The sequence below is a fragment of the Lachnoanaerobaculum sp. MSX33 genome, from assembly GCF_000512995.1.
In the GTDB taxonomy this organism is placed as follows: domain Bacteria; phylum Bacillota; class Clostridia; order Lachnospirales; family Lachnospiraceae; genus Lachnoanaerobaculum.
Map to the genome: position 1 here is coordinate 1 of NZ_AZXX01000097.1, position 17,229 is coordinate 17,229.

At 36.1% G+C, this 17,229-nt stretch carries 18 protein-coding genes and 1 other RNA gene; all 19 read left to right on the plus strand.

Annotated features, from left to right (window positions below; genetic code table 11):
* On the plus strand, positions 1-701 hold a 701-nt coding region (locus HMPREF1495_RS13810), incomplete at its 5' end, for a MucBP domain-containing protein (RefSeq protein ID WP_034215561.1).
* A gap of 131 nt (positions 702-832) precedes the next feature.
* A non-coding RNA gene (gene ssrS, locus HMPREF1495_RS13705) (6S RNA) lies at positions 833-1,009 on the plus strand.
* Positions 1,010-1,066: 57 nt separating this feature from the next.
* Entirely contained in the window at positions 1,067-1,561 is a 495-nt protein-coding gene (greA, locus tag HMPREF1495_RS12735) for a transcription elongation factor GreA (protein WP_034215563.1), read from the plus strand.
* Positions 1,562-1,569: 8 nt separating this feature from the next.
* Positions 1,570-2,007 (plus strand): D-aminoacyl-tRNA deacylase, encoded by a 438-nt coding sequence (dtd, locus tag HMPREF1495_RS12740; RefSeq protein WP_007594754.1) that lies wholly within the window; start codon positions 1,570-1,572, stop codon positions 2,005-2,007.
* 1 nt (position 2,008) lies between these two features.
* Positions 2,009-3,613, plus strand: a complete 1,605-nt coding sequence (locus HMPREF1495_RS12745; protein WP_034215565.1) for a response regulator — start codon at positions 2,009-2,011, stop codon at positions 3,611-3,613.
* Between the two features lie 3 nt (positions 3,614-3,616).
* On the plus strand, positions 3,617-5,407 hold the full coding sequence (locus HMPREF1495_RS12750; RefSeq protein ID WP_034215567.1) for a cache domain-containing sensor histidine kinase: 1,791 nt from the start codon (positions 3,617-3,619) through the stop codon (positions 5,405-5,407).
* Complete coding sequence (locus tag HMPREF1495_RS12755; RefSeq protein WP_034215569.1) at positions 5,394-6,362, plus strand: hypothetical protein; 969 nt, start codon at positions 5,394-5,396, stop codon at positions 6,360-6,362. Before HMPREF1495_RS12750 ends, HMPREF1495_RS12755 begins: the two co-directional genes overlap by 14 nt.
* A 15-nt stretch (positions 6,363-6,377) precedes the next feature.
* Positions 6,378-7,397: a galactose ABC transporter substrate-binding protein gene (locus HMPREF1495_RS12760; protein ID WP_034215571.1), complete on the plus strand. Its 1,020-nt coding sequence runs from the start codon at positions 6,378-6,380 to the stop codon at positions 7,395-7,397.
* 167 nt (positions 7,398-7,564) lie between these two features.
* Complete coding sequence (locus HMPREF1495_RS12765; protein ID WP_034215573.1) at positions 7,565-8,572, plus strand: ATPase AAA; 1,008 nt, start codon at positions 7,565-7,567, stop codon at positions 8,570-8,572.
* Complete coding sequence (locus HMPREF1495_RS12770; RefSeq protein WP_034215575.1) at positions 8,569-9,048, plus strand: prepilin peptidase; 480 nt, start codon at positions 8,569-8,571, stop codon at positions 9,046-9,048. Before HMPREF1495_RS12765 ends, HMPREF1495_RS12770 begins: the two co-directional genes overlap by 4 nt.
* Positions 9,030-10,307 carry a CpaF family protein gene (locus tag HMPREF1495_RS12775; RefSeq protein ID WP_442911243.1) on the plus strand — a complete coding sequence of 426 codons (1,278 nt, stop codon included), beginning with the start codon at positions 9,030-9,032 and terminating at the stop codon, positions 10,305-10,307. The genes HMPREF1495_RS12770 and HMPREF1495_RS12775 overlap by 19 nt, the downstream gene beginning before the upstream one ends.
* Positions 10,219-11,034: a type II secretion system F family protein gene (locus tag HMPREF1495_RS14155; protein ID WP_242832914.1), complete on the plus strand. Its 816-nt coding sequence runs from the start codon at positions 10,219-10,221 to the stop codon at positions 11,032-11,034. Before HMPREF1495_RS12775 ends, HMPREF1495_RS14155 begins: the two co-directional genes overlap by 89 nt.
* Positions 11,035-11,037: 3 nt before the next feature.
* Entirely contained in the window at positions 11,038-12,267 is a 1,230-nt protein-coding gene (locus HMPREF1495_RS12785) for a hypothetical protein (RefSeq protein WP_034215578.1), read from the plus strand.
* 46 nt (positions 12,268-12,313) lie between these two features.
* Complete coding sequence (locus HMPREF1495_RS13710) at positions 12,314-12,490, plus strand: Flp1 family type IVb pilin (RefSeq protein ID WP_007594732.1); 177 nt, start codon at positions 12,314-12,316, stop codon at positions 12,488-12,490.
* Positions 12,487-14,391 (plus strand): DUF5702 domain-containing protein, encoded by a 1,905-nt coding sequence (locus HMPREF1495_RS12790; protein WP_034215580.1) that lies wholly within the window; start codon positions 12,487-12,489, stop codon positions 14,389-14,391. Before HMPREF1495_RS13710 ends, HMPREF1495_RS12790 begins: the two co-directional genes overlap by 4 nt.
* 13 nt (positions 14,392-14,404) lie before the next feature.
* Entirely contained in the window at positions 14,405-15,274 is an 870-nt protein-coding gene (locus HMPREF1495_RS12795) for a hypothetical protein (RefSeq protein WP_034215582.1), read from the plus strand.
* Entirely contained in the window at positions 15,271-15,720 is a 450-nt protein-coding gene (locus HMPREF1495_RS12800; RefSeq protein WP_034215584.1) for a prepilin peptidase, read from the plus strand. The genes HMPREF1495_RS12795 and HMPREF1495_RS12800 overlap by 4 nt, the downstream gene beginning before the upstream one ends.
* Complete coding sequence (locus tag HMPREF1495_RS12805; RefSeq protein WP_007594727.1) at positions 15,717-16,106, plus strand: hypothetical protein; 390 nt, start codon at positions 15,717-15,719, stop codon at positions 16,104-16,106. The genes HMPREF1495_RS12800 and HMPREF1495_RS12805 overlap by 4 nt, the downstream gene beginning before the upstream one ends.
* Entirely contained in the window at positions 16,063-17,196 is a 1,134-nt protein-coding gene (locus HMPREF1495_RS12810; RefSeq protein WP_007594725.1) for a DUF6382 domain-containing protein, read from the plus strand. The genes HMPREF1495_RS12805 and HMPREF1495_RS12810 overlap by 44 nt, the downstream gene beginning before the upstream one ends.
* The last annotated feature ends 33 nt before the right edge of the window (positions 17,197-17,229 follow it).

Sequence of the window (17,229 nt, forward strand, 5' to 3'; positions counted from 1 at the left end):
TCGGCCTGCCATACGCAACAGCGGCAAAGGCAATAGACGGATACAGCTTACAAACTGTACAGGGATCTGAAACGGGAGTATTCAGCACAGGAAGAATAGAAGTAACATACATCTATAAGAAGGACCCAAGCGTGGTAGTAATACCGGGACCTGTAACCCCTGTAACTCCTATAAACCCAAGCCCGATTAATCCGATTAATCCGATAAACCCTGTAACACCGGTAAATCCAGGTACACCGACAACACCTACCACACCGACAACCTCTACAACTCCGATAAGAGTGGCAACCCCAAGCCGGATCACTATACCGGGAAGAGATGATGATGTAGTTATAAGACCTACAAGACCTTTAGCAACTCCGTCAATAGCGACAAGCTCAAACACAAGCAGAGGTGGAAGCGGCAGCTCAGGTTCAAACACAACATCGACTGTAAGACCGGGAAAGACAACTGTAAACAATAATACAACATCAATGAATGCAATCGAGAATCCGGGAATCGTAACAGACGAGCCGAAAACTCCACAGCCACAGAAGGTACAACTGAGCAAGGATACAACAAAATCCATATCAGATACAAGAGTGGCGCTGTCAGTTCCAAAGACTGAAGATAAAGATGCAACTCCGATTTACAGTTTGATGTTGATTATATCAAGTGCACTTGCTGCACTATGTATCTTCAAAAAAAGAAGAACTGAATAGTTTTATTTGGATAACATAAGTTATCGGAAGATAAAATTCAGTCCGGAAGAAATACTTTGTATGACTTCCGGACTTTTTGATTGAAATATATTGAAAAAAATATATTTTGTATTATAATTTTATTATGAAGAAAATTCCTGAGGTGAGCGATAACTTTGCCAATTTTGAACCTACATTTTGATTTATGGGATTCCAAATAACCTTCGATGGATGTCAAGCTTCTATAGGTAGAAGGCAGATATCAAGGTGAGGTAACCCACCTAGCTTCGCTAGGCGTCAATAAGCAGAGCCGTCACTTTGGGGTTTAAAAAAGAGTAGTTTTTACTACTCTTTTGTTTTATATAAAAAAGTATATGGATGGTTTTATGGCAGAGACGCTTACAAGAGATGATATTAAAAAGATAGAGGCGGAGATAGAAGAAAGAAAACTTGTGCTTAGACCGAAGCTTATAGAGGCGGTAAAGGAAGCCAGAGCACATGGAGATCTATCTGAAAATTTTGAATATTATGCAGCAAAAAGAGAGAAAAACAAGAATGAGAGCAGAATCAACTATTTAGAGAGAATGCTTAGATTCTGTCATGTATATGAAGATAAGACAAAAGAAGATCAGGTAGGAATCGACAAGGTTGTAGAACTCTATTTTGAAGATGATGACGAGAGTGAAAAGTTCAAGATAGTTACTTCAATCAGAGGAGATTCACTGGAAGGCAGGCTCAGTATAGAGTCACCGATAGGTAAGGCCATAATAGGTAAGAAAAAAGGTGACAGAGTGCTGGTACCTGTAGGTGACGGAGGATATTATGTAAAAATAATGTCCATAGAAATAAGCAATGAAGAAGACGAGATAAGATCGTTTTAGGAGGAAATATGAAGCTTGTAATACAAAGAGTAAATCATGCAAATGTAAAAATAGACGGTGAAGAAGTAGGAAAGATAAATAAAGGTCTTTTGGTTTTGGTAGGTGTAGCGGCAGATGATGATGAAAGAATCGTTGAAAAGTATTTTAATAAGCTTATCAAACTTAGAATATTTGAAGATGAAAACGGAAAAACAAACCTTTCATTAAAAGATGTGGGCGGTGAGCTTTTACTTGTATCACAGTTTACGCTGCTGGCAAATTGCAAAGAGGGAAACAGACCGAGCTTTATAGGTGCGGGCTCACCGGATGAAGCAAAGAGACTTTATGAGTATATGGTGGAACTTGGCAAGAAGTCGGATATTCATACGGAATGCGGAGTATTCGGTGCGGATATGAAGGTAAGCCTTGAAAATGACGGACCTTTCACTATAGTATTGGAACTTTAATATGAAGGAACTTTACAAAATTTTACTTGTGGATGACGAAGAAGAAGTCAGAAAAAGTATTATAAAAAAAATCAACTGGGAAGAAGAAGGTTTTTTAGTTGTTGGAGATGCCGAAAACGGTGTTGAAGCACTGGAGAAAATAGAGAATTTAAATCCGGACCTGGTATTTACCGATATCAGAATGCCATATATGGACGGACTTGAGCTGATAAATGAAATAAATATAAGATATCCTCTTATAAAGTCCATTATTTTTTCGGGATTTGATGATTTTGACTATGCAAAAGAAGCCATTAAGATGGGCGTAATAGAGTATGTGCTTAAGCCTGTTTCCGCCGTTGAGCTTACGGAGATCCTTAGAAAAGTACATAAAAGTATGGATGAGGAACTTGATAAAAAGAGAGATATTGAAAGACTCAGAAGAGGATACCAAGCCAGTATTCCTATACTCAGGGAGCAGTTTTTAAACGGTATTATACATGGAAGTATAAGTGCTTCGGAGATAGATTATGCTATGTCCGAATATGATATAAATTTAAACAATGCAGACAGATATATAGTTGCCGCCGTTCACATAGATGATATGGACAGCAGTATAGTTGATAAAGAACTTATACCTATATCTGTAAAGGTCAACCTCCTTGAAAACCTGAAATATAAATTACAGGCGGAGGTCTTTTCCATGTATTCGGAAACCAGTATAGTTATATTGACAGGACTTCCTGAGAAGATGTCAAAAAACTATATAATGTCCATACTTACAGAGGCGATACGAGATGTAAACAGAGCCATAGGTGTAAACCTTACCATAGGTCTGGGTATCAGTGTAAAGGATATTACAGATCTCCACAGGTCATATACTCTGGCAAAGGAGGCTCTCGGATACAGAGGTATCGTAGGAAGTGGCGAAGTTATTTATATAAAAGATATGGAGCCTGTAAAGTCGGATAAGCTGAAGTTTGAAGATATTGAAGCAAAGGAATATATCAATATATTAAAGTTCGGAAGTGATGAAAGTATAGCCGAATATGTGGAAAAAATAGCATCAAAGCTTAAGGAATCAAAGGTACATTCAAGTCAGTATCAGTCCTATATGATAAATGTTATAAATATTATTATAAGTCTGGTACAGGACTACGGACTTGAGCTTTCAGTACTTACGAAGACGGCTACAGATTATATAGATCTTTTGGATAAGATAAAGGATACAGGCGGTTTCAGAGAGTGGCTGCTTGAAGCAAGTATAAATATCGCTCATAAGATAAGAGAAGATCGAGCTTTCACATCAAAAAAGGTACTTGAAGAGGCTAAGGCCTATATAGAAGAGAACTTTGCGGATATGGAATTGTCGCTTGAAAAACTTTGTAAACATTTACATGTCTCCGTTGCCAGGTTTTCCACAAACTTTAAAAAGGATATGGGGATATCCTATGTAAATTTCCTGACCAATGTCAGATTGCAAAAGGCTGTGGAGCTTTTAAAGACTACAGATGAAAAGACATATATTATAGCGGAAATGGTGGGTTATGCGGATCAGAATTATTTCAGCTATGTGTTTAAGAAAAAGTATGGGGTTTCACCTTCAAAGTACAGACAGCAAGGTTAGTATATGGAAAAAGGGAAATTCAGTTTAAAAAACTTGAGTATAAAAAATTTGAGCATACAAAGCTCTATTTTCATATACTTTACAGTTACAGCGATTATAGCCATAGCACTTATAAGCCTTATAATATTTCAAAGATTTACAAACAGCTTAAATGCCACCATTATTGAGGAAAACTCAGGCATTGTAGGGCAGCTTGGTGAGTCTGTGGATTCATATCTTAGAAATGCCATGAAGATATCCGATTCTATTTATTATAATGTTATCAAAAATACGGATATATCAAATGATGATATAAAAAGGGGTATGAACCTTATCTATGTCAACAATGACAATATGATAGATGATATAGCTTTGATATCCGGAAAGGGCGAGCTTATAGAGTCCATGCCTGCATTACGACTTAAAGATAACAGCAATGTTTTGGAAAAGGATTTTTTTAAAAAAAGTATGGCGGAAAGTGAATATATCAACTTTTCCATGCCGCATATCAGAGATCTCTTTGACAGGAATGAAAGCAGCTATTCATGGGTGATTTCTCTTTCAAGAGCGGTGGAAGTGACTGATGAGGGTAAGGCCACACAGGCACTTCTTCTTATCAACTTAAACTATATGTATTTTGAGGAGATATTTTCAAATGTAAATTTGGGAAACGGAGGCTATGTGTATCTGACCAATGATAGTGGTGATATCATATGGCATCCGAAACAAAATGAGATATATTCGGGACGATTTAAGGAAGACAATAAATATGCCGCCACTTTAAAAGACGGAATAACAGTTGAAAATCTTGGCGGAAAAAATATTACACTCAATGTAAGGACAATAGGATATACAGGTTGGAAGCTTGTGGGAGTGACACCAAGTGCGGCACTTGGAGTAGACGGAATAAAATTCAGATTCTTTGTACTCTTCGTTGCCGATCTTTTCTTATTTTTACTGGCTATGATAAATGCCTTTATTTCCGATAAGATATCAAATCCTATAAAGAGTCTTGACGGCAGTGTAAGAGAGATTGAGAGCGGAAATCTGGATGTGGAGATAGTACCTAGCGGTTCTTATGAGGTGGAACATCTCGGCAAGTCAATCAAAAACATGCTTGGCAGGATAAAGGTATTGATGTCGGATCTTGTGGATGAGCACAATGCCAAGAGAAAGAGCGAGTTTGATACATTGCAGTCTCAGATAAATCCGCATTTCTTATACAATACTTTGGATATTATCGTTTGGATGATTGAAAACGAGAATTCCGACAAGGCTGTAAATATTGTGACGGCACTTGCAAAGTTTTTCAGGATTTCATTAAGCAAGGGAAAGAATATAATCACTGTAAAAGATGAGGTGGAGCATGTAAGAAACTATCTGATGATACAGAATATGCGTTTTAAAAACAGGTTTGAATACAGCATAGATGTGGATGATGAAGTGCTTTCTTATTCATCTTTAAAGCTTATGCTTCAGCCCTTGGTGGAAAATGCGATATATCACGGAATGGAGTTTATGGATGGTGACGGTGAGATAGACGTAAAAGTATTTAAAGAGAATGAGAGCCTTTATTTTACGATAACGGACAACGGACTTGGAATGAGTGAAGATATGGTTGAAACTTTACTGAGTAAAGACTTTGTTCCAAGCAAAAAAGGATCCGGTATCGGTGTAAAAAATGTAAATGAAAGAATAAAGCTGTATTTTGGAAGTGAATACGGGTTGAAAGTTGAATCGGAACCTGATGAAGGTACAAAGATTACAATTCATTTGCCTGCTGTAGTATATGGAGAGAATGATGAAGACAGATAAAATATATATATGGATAATATGGTTTGTATCAATTATCTTACTCTTTGTAATTTCGCAGACAAATCTGATATTAAAAGAAGAAACACCGAGAGTTTATCAGGTATCTTTGATACTTGACGGTGAGGATGAAAGTAAATACGCCAATCTTAAAAAGGGTGTGGATGATGCCGCAAAGAAATACAATATAGATATAAACCTGATTACATTAAATAATATAAATCAGAAGACGCTTATAGAGTCCGAGGAGGAAAACGGTGCCGACGGTATTATTGTGTTGGCAAAAAATGATTTAAAAATCAATCTTATAAAGTCACCGGTGGTTGTACTAAAGTCAAAGGATACGGATGTATTTGATACGGCTAAGATTGGAAGTGCAAATCCAAGTATAAATATCTCAAAGAGGACTATAAATATTGACTATACAGATATGATTGAAAGGCTTTATACGGCATTTGAAGAAAAGTATGACGGAAGTTCACCGGTTTATGTATTTGTAAATGATTTGAATCTTGCAGGTGTGTCAAAGGAAACAGATTTCTTGAAATCAAAACAATCTTCTAATATAATTCTTGTAGAGGGAGATGAAAAGGAGTTTCGGACGGCAATAGAAGATTTGGTGCACAGTAAGAAAAGCGCTTTTATATTCTCACTTGATAAGAAAAGCACTGAGAATATATGTAAGATACTTGGAGGCAGCAACGTTTATAAGGAACATATACACGGGTTTTATTGCATAGGAGCCACTACATTCTTTTTAAATAAATTAAGTGAGGGCAGTATAGATGCGATAGCTACTCTAAATGAGTATGACGAGGGATATTCGGCAGTGGAAATGCTTATGGCGGACTTAAAAAAGACGAACTATATGACAAATATCGATATGGAAAATATGCTTGTGGATAAGGAAAGTCTGGAAAATGAGGATATAATAAAACAGCTGTTCCCGATGGACTAGCACTGTGGGAGGAAGATGAAAAAACAAGGTTTTATAATAAGCATGGCGATTTTGGTAATTGTTCTTGTCGTCGGCTGTATATCTATGATGAGCAGGGTTGCATTGCCCAAGAAAAATGTCATCAAGATAGGTCTTTGTCTGTATAGATTTGACGATACATTTATTTCAAATGTCAGACAGGAAATTGAAGAGTATGTAAAGGAATATGAAAAAGAACATGATATCAAGATAAATCTTGAGGTGGTGGATGCCAGAGACAATCAAAATACTCAAAATCATCAGGTGGATAGATTTGTATCTCTTGACTATGATGTACTTCTTATAAATGTCGTTGACAGATTTGCCGCTTCAAATATGATTGAAACGGCGGTCGGCGCAAAAATACCGATAGTATTTTTTAACAGAAAACCGGTGGATGATGACTTAAACAGAGCGGACAATATTTATTATGTAGGTGCAGGACCGAAGTCCGCAGGAATCGAGCAGGCCAAGATAATAATAAATGCCTACAATGAAAATCCTCACAGCATAGATATAGACGGTGACGGTGTGATAAATTATGTGCTTTTAGAGGGTGAACCGAGTCATCAGGATTCTCTTGTAAGGACAGAATGGGTTATAAAAACTTTGCAGGAGAATAATATTCCGATAAATAAGCTAAACGGTGCTATCGGAAACTGGGAGAGAGCACAGGGTTCCGCGCTTATGGAAGAGTGGCTTAATAATTACGACAATATAGACCTTGTCATATCAAATAATGATGATATGGGACTTGGTGCCATAGATGCGATTGAAAGAAACAATAATATAAAAGGTATAAAGGTTGTCGGTATAGACGGAACAAAGGAGGCCCTTGAAGCAATCAATGAAGGTAAGCTTTTGGGTACTATCGAAAGTGATAAAAAGGAATATGCCAAGGCGGTAGTGGAAATAGCGATGCACAGCATAGGGAAATCAGATTTGCCTGATGATGTAAATGCCAAATTAATGGAGAACAGAACCTATGATGTTAGGCAGATTCCCAGGGTAAAATAAATTTTTGTATAAAATTCACATTTATTCCATATATAAATTGTATATGAAATATTGAAAAGAGCATTGACTTTTATGCTCTTTTTTATTATGATAAAAGTCTAAAGATTAGAACACCTTTCTAACAGGTGTTATGGGGACCTTTCTTTAAATAATTCTATAGGAGTTTTATGAGGCATATTATAGCGGTGATTGATACGGATATACGCTTTGCCTTAAAATTATCTGATTTTCTTTCTAAGGAGGATAGGATTCCTTTCAAAGCGGTCGCTTATACTTCATTCCAAATGTACAGTAATGAAAGCTCTTCTATGGAGACAGTGGCATTTATCACGGATATTGACAATGTGGATGAATGTATAGATACGGGACTTCCGGTCGTTCTCCTGTCAGATGATGCGATGGTAGAGTCTAAATATACCGGTTCTTCAGAACTTTTCTGTTCAATATTCAAATTTTGCGGTGTACATATAATAGTTGATGAACTGCTGGGATTTTTTTCGGGTAATAATTCTTTCGGACTTACGGCAGGTAATAAAAATACAAAAGTCTACGGGGTTTATTCTCCGATAAACAGATGTGGCAGAACAAGTCTTTCGGTGGCATTTCATTCTTACTTCTGTTCACAGGAAAACAGTTCTTTGCTTATTTCCTTTGATGAATATGATTCATTGTTCTCTGTTTTGAGAAAAGAAAACAGTAGAGACCTGTCTGATGTTTTCTATGGTTATAAAACCGGAGATTTAAACTTTGCTAAACTGGGAGAATGTATCAGCAGAGTTGAGGATTTGAATATTGTTCTACCTGCAAGGTACAATGAAGACTTGTTTTATTTATCCGACAATGAACTTACAAAATTTATGAATGATATTCTTTCGGCAAATCTGTTTGAAGTTATTGTAATCGACTTTGGAAGTATAGGCCGCAGATCCATGCAGATTTTGGATATGTGTGAAAAGATATTCTGCCCGGTGATTGGAGAGAATAACAGTCCGGAGATGACAAAGATAAGTGAATTTAAATCACTTCTGGGGCGAAACGGATATGCTGAGATCATTCACAAAATATATGAGATGAGATTGCCGAAGGAGGATATTTCCGCAGATATATTTAATTTTACAAGATTAAAGCGGCGTGAATATTTTTCACAGGTTTCAAAGACAGCTGAGGGCCTATGATTTATTATATAGTGGGCAGTATGTTATTTGCTGCGGCAATGACGGATATACTTTGGAAGAAGGTTCCGAATTTTATTATTTTCGGATATTTTCTTATAGGAGTATATATATTACATGTAGAGTTTGTATTCAGAGTTTTTGCTTCAATTATATTATTTTCAATTCTTTACAGGCTGAGATTTTTTGGAGCCGGAGATATAAAGTTGTTTTCTTTGGTTATAGGATTTTTAGGTACATATGACGGGGTGAATGTGACTGTTATAGCATTGGTGTTGGCAGGAGCGGGCGCATTACTTTATATGATTTTCACTAATCAGTTAGCAATCAGGATTACAATGCTTATAAACTATTGTATGAGAGTGCTTGCTGCCGGAAGAATTGAAAAATATTATGAATACAGAAAAAGTGACAAGCATTTGATACCTGTTTCTCCATATTTTTTGGCAGGCTTTATATTATGGAGGTGCTTTTGTTAAACAAAAAAATAACAGATGATGAGATTTTTAGAATACAGGTGGTTAAACGTGAAGATGAGAGCGCAAATCAGGGTGAAAGTATTTATGAGCAGCTGAAAAGAGAAATAAGAGATGAGCTCTCAGATCTTAGAAATATAGAAGATGAAGAATTATATGAAATAATAGATCGTGAAATAGTACATAAGGAACATTCTTTTTATATTCCTCTTGAAGAAAAAATAAATATAAGAAATTCTCTTTTTGATTCGTTCAGAAGGCTGGATATACTGCAGGAGTTATTAGATTCCAAAGACATTACAGAGATAATGGTAAACGGGAAAGATGATATATTTGTGGAAAAATGTGGAAAAGTCATGAAATGGGATAAGAGCTTTGTGAGTAATGAGGTTTTGGAAGATATGATTCAGCAGATTGTAAGTAAGGTGAACAGAGTTGTAAATGTGTCTTCACCTATTGCAGATGCCAGACTCTCAGACGGTTCAAGAGTACATATTGTATTGCCGCCAATATCTCTTGACGGTCCGATTATTACAATAAGAAAGTTTCCTGAAGTTATCAGTATGGAGAGAATGATATCATACGGAACAATATCTGAAGAATGTGCAAATTTTTTGGAGATGCTGGTTTGCTCAGGATATAATATTTTTATTTCAGGAGGCACAAACTCGGGAAAAACCACTTTTTTAAATGCACTCTCAAGCTATATACCTAAGGGGGAAAGAGTTATTACAATAGAGGATTCGGCGGAATTACAGCTGATGCATATAAAAAATATAGTAAGGCTTGAGACAAAAAATGCGACTTTAAGCGGTGACGGAAGTATCGGCATAGGAGATCTTATAAGGGCATCACTTAGAATGAATCCCGACAGGATAATAGTCGGAGAAGTCAGAGGAAGAGAAGCGCTTGATATGTTGCAGGCTATGAATACCGGACATGACGGTTCGCTCAGTACAGGACATGGTAACAGTGCAAAGGATATGCTCTCAAGACTTGAAACAATGGTGCTAAGCGGTGCGGATCTGCCGCTGGCCGCTATCAGATCGCAGATAGCAAGTGCATTGGATATTTTGATACATCTTGGAAGACTCAGAGAGGGAGAAAGAAGAATGCTTGAGATTTTGGAGGTTTTGCCCTATGAAAATGGGGAGATTGGGCTTAATAAGCTCTATGAGTTCGATATGGAAGAAAAGGTACATAAAAAAGTCGGAGAACTTAAAAACAAACAAAAATTGTTCGCAGCAGGCTATAGACTATAACAGCTACAGATTTAGCGTTTCGGAGTGGCTAAAATACAGCTTTTTAGCCGTATCGGCAGCAGCCATAGGTTCTTATGTATTCTATAAAAGCATAATAATATTTTCCTGTCTTTTTCCATTCTGTTTTTTATACCCCAATTTAAAAAGAAAAGAATTGATTGCAGCAAAAAAACGCAGACTTGTAGTTGAGTTTAAGGAAGCGATAATGATACTTTCATCACTTTTGAATGCCGGATATTCATTGGAAAACTCCGTAAAAGAAGCTTTGGTGGAGTTAAGACTTTTATATGCTAAAGATAATCTGATAATAAAAGAATTTGAATATATAAATCAGCTTATTTACATGAATATCAGTGTTGAAAGGGCATTTGACGATCTGGCTTACAGAAGTCACAGCGAAGATATAAGAAGCTTTGCAAAGGTTTTAAGGATCGCAAAAAGAAGCGGAGGCGAACTCGAAAACATTATCGCTCATACGGTCGGTGTTATAGGTGATAAGGTGAGAATAAAGGAAGAGATAATAACTATGACGACTGCAAAGAGGTTTGAACAGACCGTTATGAATATATTTCCGCTTTTTATAGTTCTATATATTGATATAAGCTCACCGGGGTTTTTCAATATTATGTATACAACCGTTATCGGAAGAGCCTGTATGAGTATAGGGCTTATAGTCTATCTGTCTGCTATTTATATCTCGAAGAGACTTTTAAATATAGAGGTATAGCATATGAAAAAGTATTTGAGAGTAATCTTTTTAAATAATTTAAAGTGTTGGCTGATTGTAATAGCGGGCTTTGTGATTTTTGGTATCTTCAATTCTTTTTTAAAGGTAAATACGGTAGAAAATAATTACATAAACAGACCGGGTGTGGATGAATATGATACCGAGATGGAAATAGAGGTTGAAGGTTTACTTGATAAGCCGCAAAGAATAGAGATACCCGTAACAAAGAGAACTTATTCAAAAGATGAGGCAAATGAGGCTATAAAGAAGGGTCTGGAAGAGATACTTTTAACACTTCCGGGTGAAAACTCTTCACTGCAAAATATCACCACGGATTTGAATTTGACAAATGAAATAAGCGATTTGGGACTCAGTGTAAGATGGGATTTCGGTGAGAGCGAACTTATAGACATTTTGGGAAATGTACATAATGAAAACCTCAAAGAAAACAGAAATATTGATATAGAGGTGAGCTTAAGTTATGAAACTTACGAGGAAAGCTATATCATTCCCATAACAGTATGTCCGAAAATATTATCGGATGACGAAAGGCTTTTAAAGGGGCTGATTGATAAAATAGCAAATGTAGATAAGGAATCAGCACAAAAAGACGGTTATACTCTGCCGGATACTTATGAAGGAAAAAGGCTTATATACCACTACGGCGAAGCGTTTAACTTTAATATTATCCCTATAATGGGAACAGTTATAGCGATACTTTTATATTTGCAGGATAAGGAAAAAGAAAGGCGTAGCACAGAAAAGAGAAAAAGGGAGCTTATGAAGGATTATCCGGATATAGTTTCAAAACTGATAGTATTTATAGGTGCCGGACTTTCTGTCAGACAGTCATGGGAAAGCATAGTCATAGATTATGAGAATGAATGTAAAGAGAACAATGAAAGAAGATATGCCTATGAGGAAATGGTAAAGGCTCTGGCAAAACTGAAAACCGGAATATATGAGAATACGGTATACAAGGATTTCGGCAGGAGCTGTGGCCTTAGGCAATATATGAAGCTGGCATCACTTTTAGAACAAAACAGAAGGAACGGACTTGCAAATCTGCACAGTCTCCTAAGTATGGAGTCACAAAGTGCATGGGACGAGAGGATAAATTTGGCAAGAAGAGAAGGCGAGGAGTTAAATACAAAGCTGCTTTTACCGCTTTTTATGATGTTACTTATAGTGATGATGATAATAATTGTACCTGCATTGTTGATATTTTATTGATTTGATAAAAGCAATGTGAATTTTATAAAAATAGAGAGGAGTAAGTATGTTGGAGTTTTGGAAAGATTTTATGGAAAATGAAGACGGTGTCGGTGTAGTGGAGATCGTTTTGGTTTTAGTTGTTTTGATAGGTCTGGTACTTATATTTAAAGGAAATATCAGTAAGCTTATGAATAATATCTTCAAGGAAATCAATAAGAAATCAAAAGAGGTATATAATTGAGAAAAAGCGGTTCCGTTACCGTCTTTATATGTCTGATATTTGTCTGTATCAGTGCTTTAATATGTGGACTTTTGGAGTCTGCAAGGACATCGGGAGCAAAATTTTATTTACAGGTGGCGGGAGACTCTGCAATTGATTCGGTCTTTAGCAGATATCATAGAAAGCTTTGGGAGAATTACAGGATATTCGGTCTGGAAAGTTACAGTGATGAGAATATAAAAGATATGATGCTTTTATATATGGATCCTTATATAAAAAACAGCGGAATGTACAGGATTCAAAATCCGCAGGTGAATTTAAATAAGAAAATATATTTAAATGACAATGGTGGAATGTATCTTGAGCAGGAGATTATTGATTATATGGGCCTTGGAACTTTTGAATCTATATTTGACAGTTCTCCCGATAAGCTTTGGAAAGATATAGAAGATGCCAAGAGTATGGAAAAGGTTACTTCCGATTATGGACTCAGTTCAAGGGAAGCAATTGAAGTTGAAAAGGTTTTAAAAAGGCTTTCTGAAAATATTTCGGAGCAGGAGAAAATAAGATCCGAAATGAAATCCTCACTTGAGGCAAGAAATCTCACAGAGATAAAAAAGCTTTGTAAGAATCTGAAAAAGGTATTAAAAAAAGTTCCGGATCTTATAAAAAAGTATGAAAAGAAAGCTGATAAATTGTCGGTGAAAATCAGAGAGATAAAAGAAAAAAATGCCGAAAGTATTTCAAAACTCTCAGAAAACAATAAGGCGTATATCGAAGGAGAGACGGCAAGGTTTAAAGACTACGCAGATAAGGACGGAGAAAGAAGACTTGAGGTGGCAGCACTTGGCGGACTTTCTGAAAGTATGGTAAGGGAGATCGAGCATCTGGAAGCCGATATTGAAATCCTGCAGGAAAGAATAGCGGAAGCTGAAGATGATGAAGAAGATGAACATGGAAATGAGATAAGCGAAGGTTGGGATAATGTGAGTGATGATATAAATTCACTTACAGAAATGAGAATGAACTTTAGACATGGAATATCTGATGAAGTTAAAGAAGATCAGCTAAAACAACTAAAAGAACTGATTTCCGACGGTATATTCTCTCTCGTGATTCCTGAAAACAGAGAGGTTTCAAATAAAAGTATAAACAGACTCGCTCTTCCTTCAAATGCCGTCACAGGAGGATATACAGGCAGAAATCTTGCAGAAAGACTTCTTATAAATGAGTATATCGGAACATATTTTGCCGACTTTACAGATGATATAAAGACTCCGCTTTCATATGAGCTTGAGTATATACTAAACGGAAAAGACTCGGACAGGGAAAATCTTGAAAATACGGTGGCGGCTCTTCTTGCAATAAGAGAGGGATTAAACTATATGCATATCATATCCGATGCCGATAAGATGCAAAGAGCCGGGGAGCTTGCAGAGGTAATCAGCGGTGTGATATGTCTGCCTGAAATAACATTTCTTGTCAAGTTTTTGATAATAGCGGTATGGGCTTTGGTGGAATCGGCTATAGATATCAAATGCCTTTTATCAGGGGGCAAGGTGCCTATAATAAAGACGAAGGACGATTGGAAGGCGGATCTTGACACGATATTTGAAGTTTTGGAAAACAGGTCTTTGGGCAATAAGGATTCCGAACGCGGTATCAACTATGAGGGATACTTGAAAATGCTTTTATATATAGAAGATCCTGTAAAAAGAAATTTCAGAATGATGGATATAATGCAGCTTGATATAGGTGTGAGCCAAAACGACTTTTTAATGAAGGATATGATATACGGTATTGATGCAAATATAAGCTGTGGAGCAAGAAGAGTATTCAGTGAGATATCGTATTTTTCCAAAGAGTTTGCAGGTCTTATATCAGGCTATGAGATGCAGGTTAAAGTGGAGAAAATATATTGAAGGGAGGTTTTGTATGTCCTCTTATAATGAAAATTTTAAAAATAAAAAAATGAAAGCTCTCCAAGCATGCAGGTATAAGAGGATGCACAAAGCCTCTCTCAGTGTAGAGGCGGCCATGTGCTTTAGCCTGTTTATTATAGCTATGGCGGTACTTATAATGCCTTTTGATATGATGAACACCAATAGAAAAATCAGAGGAATTGCAGAAGCCGTATGTAAGGATTCATGCCAGTATGCATATACATATTACCGATTTACAGGTAATACAAGAGAAGAAAATGAAAATTATGATCATGAAGCTATGGAAAATGTAAAGGGAGTATTTGCAGGTGGAGCAATAGGAAGCTTTGTCGTTGCAAAAATAAATTCCGAGGTGAAAGATAAGAATATAAGTAATATTCACGGACTTTTATCAACCTGTATGTCCGACGGTGAGACTATATGTATAAGAATAGATTATAAGTATTCACTGCCGATAGGGATATTTAAAAATACAATCAATCAGACTGTTGTAGCTTCCAGAAGAGCGTGGATAGGGGCAGATGGTGGGAAAGGCTCCGGAAGTTCGGATGATGAAGAATATGTTTATATAGGCAGGAACTCGACCAGGTATCATTTAGATCCAAGATGCCACTATCTTTATAATGATTTGCGCTGTGTATCTTTATCTGAAATAGCAGGCATAAGAAATGATAACGGAGCGAGGTATCAGCCATGTGAAAGATGTGGAAACAGAGCAGGGACAAGCGTTTATATAATGCCTTCAGGCACGAGATATCACAGTGATCCTGATTGCAGTGCAATCATAGCTTATGTACAAAGAGTAAAGCTCTCGGATGTGGAGCATTTGGGAGTATGTTCTTACTGTGGAGGTAGACATTGAGTATTGAACTTGTGGAAAAGATGATTTTAATAATATTTTTGCTGATTTTTACATTTCAGGATATCAGAAAAAAAGAGATATACACCTTCGGTGTGGTTTTATTTTATATAATGATTATAGATATTCAGATATATAAGTTTATTATCGGTAACAGCATAGATATTAAGAATACAGTACTTGGAATACTCAGCGGTTTTTTATTATTGCCGTTTTCAAAGTTTAATATCTTGGGAGAGGGAGATGCACTTGTATTTATAGGTTGCGGAGCGATACTGGGGCTTAAGGGAAATATACTTTTATTTTTTGTATCGGTTTTTATAGTTTCAATATATGCTCTTTTTATGAGCCTATATTACATGATAAAAAAGCGTAGAATAAAAGGAGTCAGAGTGGCAATGCTTCCTTTTATAACTATGGCAAATTGCATTATATGGTTATGTGTATGAAGAAGAGTTTGAGAGCAAGTTTTACAGTGGAGATAACTTATATTATATTTTTTATATTTATGGGTATCGCTTTTATAATAGGATACAGCATAGATAAACATACTGAAACGGTTGACAGTGTCGAGATGCATTTACTGCTTGAGAGATTGGCACATGATGAGAAAAATATGGGATATGATACGGAAAGGTTAAAGTCTTTAGTTGAGTTAAAGGGCAATAAAGCTGTAAAAATAAAGGAACATAAATTTTCCATCGAAGGGGAGCAGGGAAATCAGAGTATCAGAGTGGCTGTCTATGATCCCGAGGGCTATATAAGAGCGACTACAGCATTGGAGGGGATATATGAAAGACTTAAAGGTCAGTTATCAGAGGAATCTGAAGAGTAACCAGCTTATATTTGAGCCGGAGGAAAAATATTTGCTTGAATTAAAAAGCAAATATGCCTTTGAACTGGGTATGATAGAGCATAACAATATCAAAAATTTCTTGAAGCCTTTTATAAAAAGGATGAACTCTAAAATGGAGATTTGTTATGATATAAGCTCACTACAGCCGGTATCAAGAATTTTTGAAGTAAAAACATTGAATGTGGAAGAAATAAAATCGTTTATTATCGAAATAATAGCAGCAACAAAATCATTGGAAGAATTTTTGCTTGAAGCATCATCAATAGTACTGGATCCCGAATATATTTTTTCCGATTTGGATCTTAAAAGATTCTCATTTTTATATATTCCAAGAAATGAAGACAATAAGGAAGAGATGAGATTATTATTGGAAAATATTCTAAATAATATCAACAAAGAAGATAAAGAATGTTTGATAACGGTATACGGGATACTGAAGGAATGCCAAAAAAGAGATTTCACTATAAATGATTTAGAAGGAATTTTGGACTGTAATTTAAAGAAGGCGGATAAGGAGCAGGTTGTTTGCGAAGAGATAATTACTGAGAATGTTGACGAAAAAGAGAGGAACAAAACTAAATTCAATATCTTCGGTGGTGTTTTTAAAAATAAAAAAGTGAAGGCTCAGGATGAGGAATCGGAGTTTCTTGAAAAGGTATTTGAAGGTTATGAGTCAAATGTGAATGCCGCATATATAAACGAGGATAAGACTTTATTTACAGTACCTGATGAAGAAATAGGAAGTACCGTACTGCTCACGGATATAAAGATAAAAAGTTCGGGAAGATTTTTAAGAACGGTAAACGGGAAGGAAGACATTGAACTCTCATACTTACCCTTTATTATAGGAAAACAGGAAAGAGTATGTGATTATGTTCTTAATATTGACGGAGTCAGCAGAATGCATTTAAAATTCTTTGAGAAAGATAATGAAATTTATGCAAGAGATTTAAACTCAAGAAACGGAACTTATATAAACGGCAGAAAGCTTGAAAACGAGGAGAATATAAGGCTGTATAACGGTGATTCCGTCAATATCTGCGGTATAAGTTATATATTGGAGATATAATTATTATTGATAGTTTTCGTATCTATGTTATAC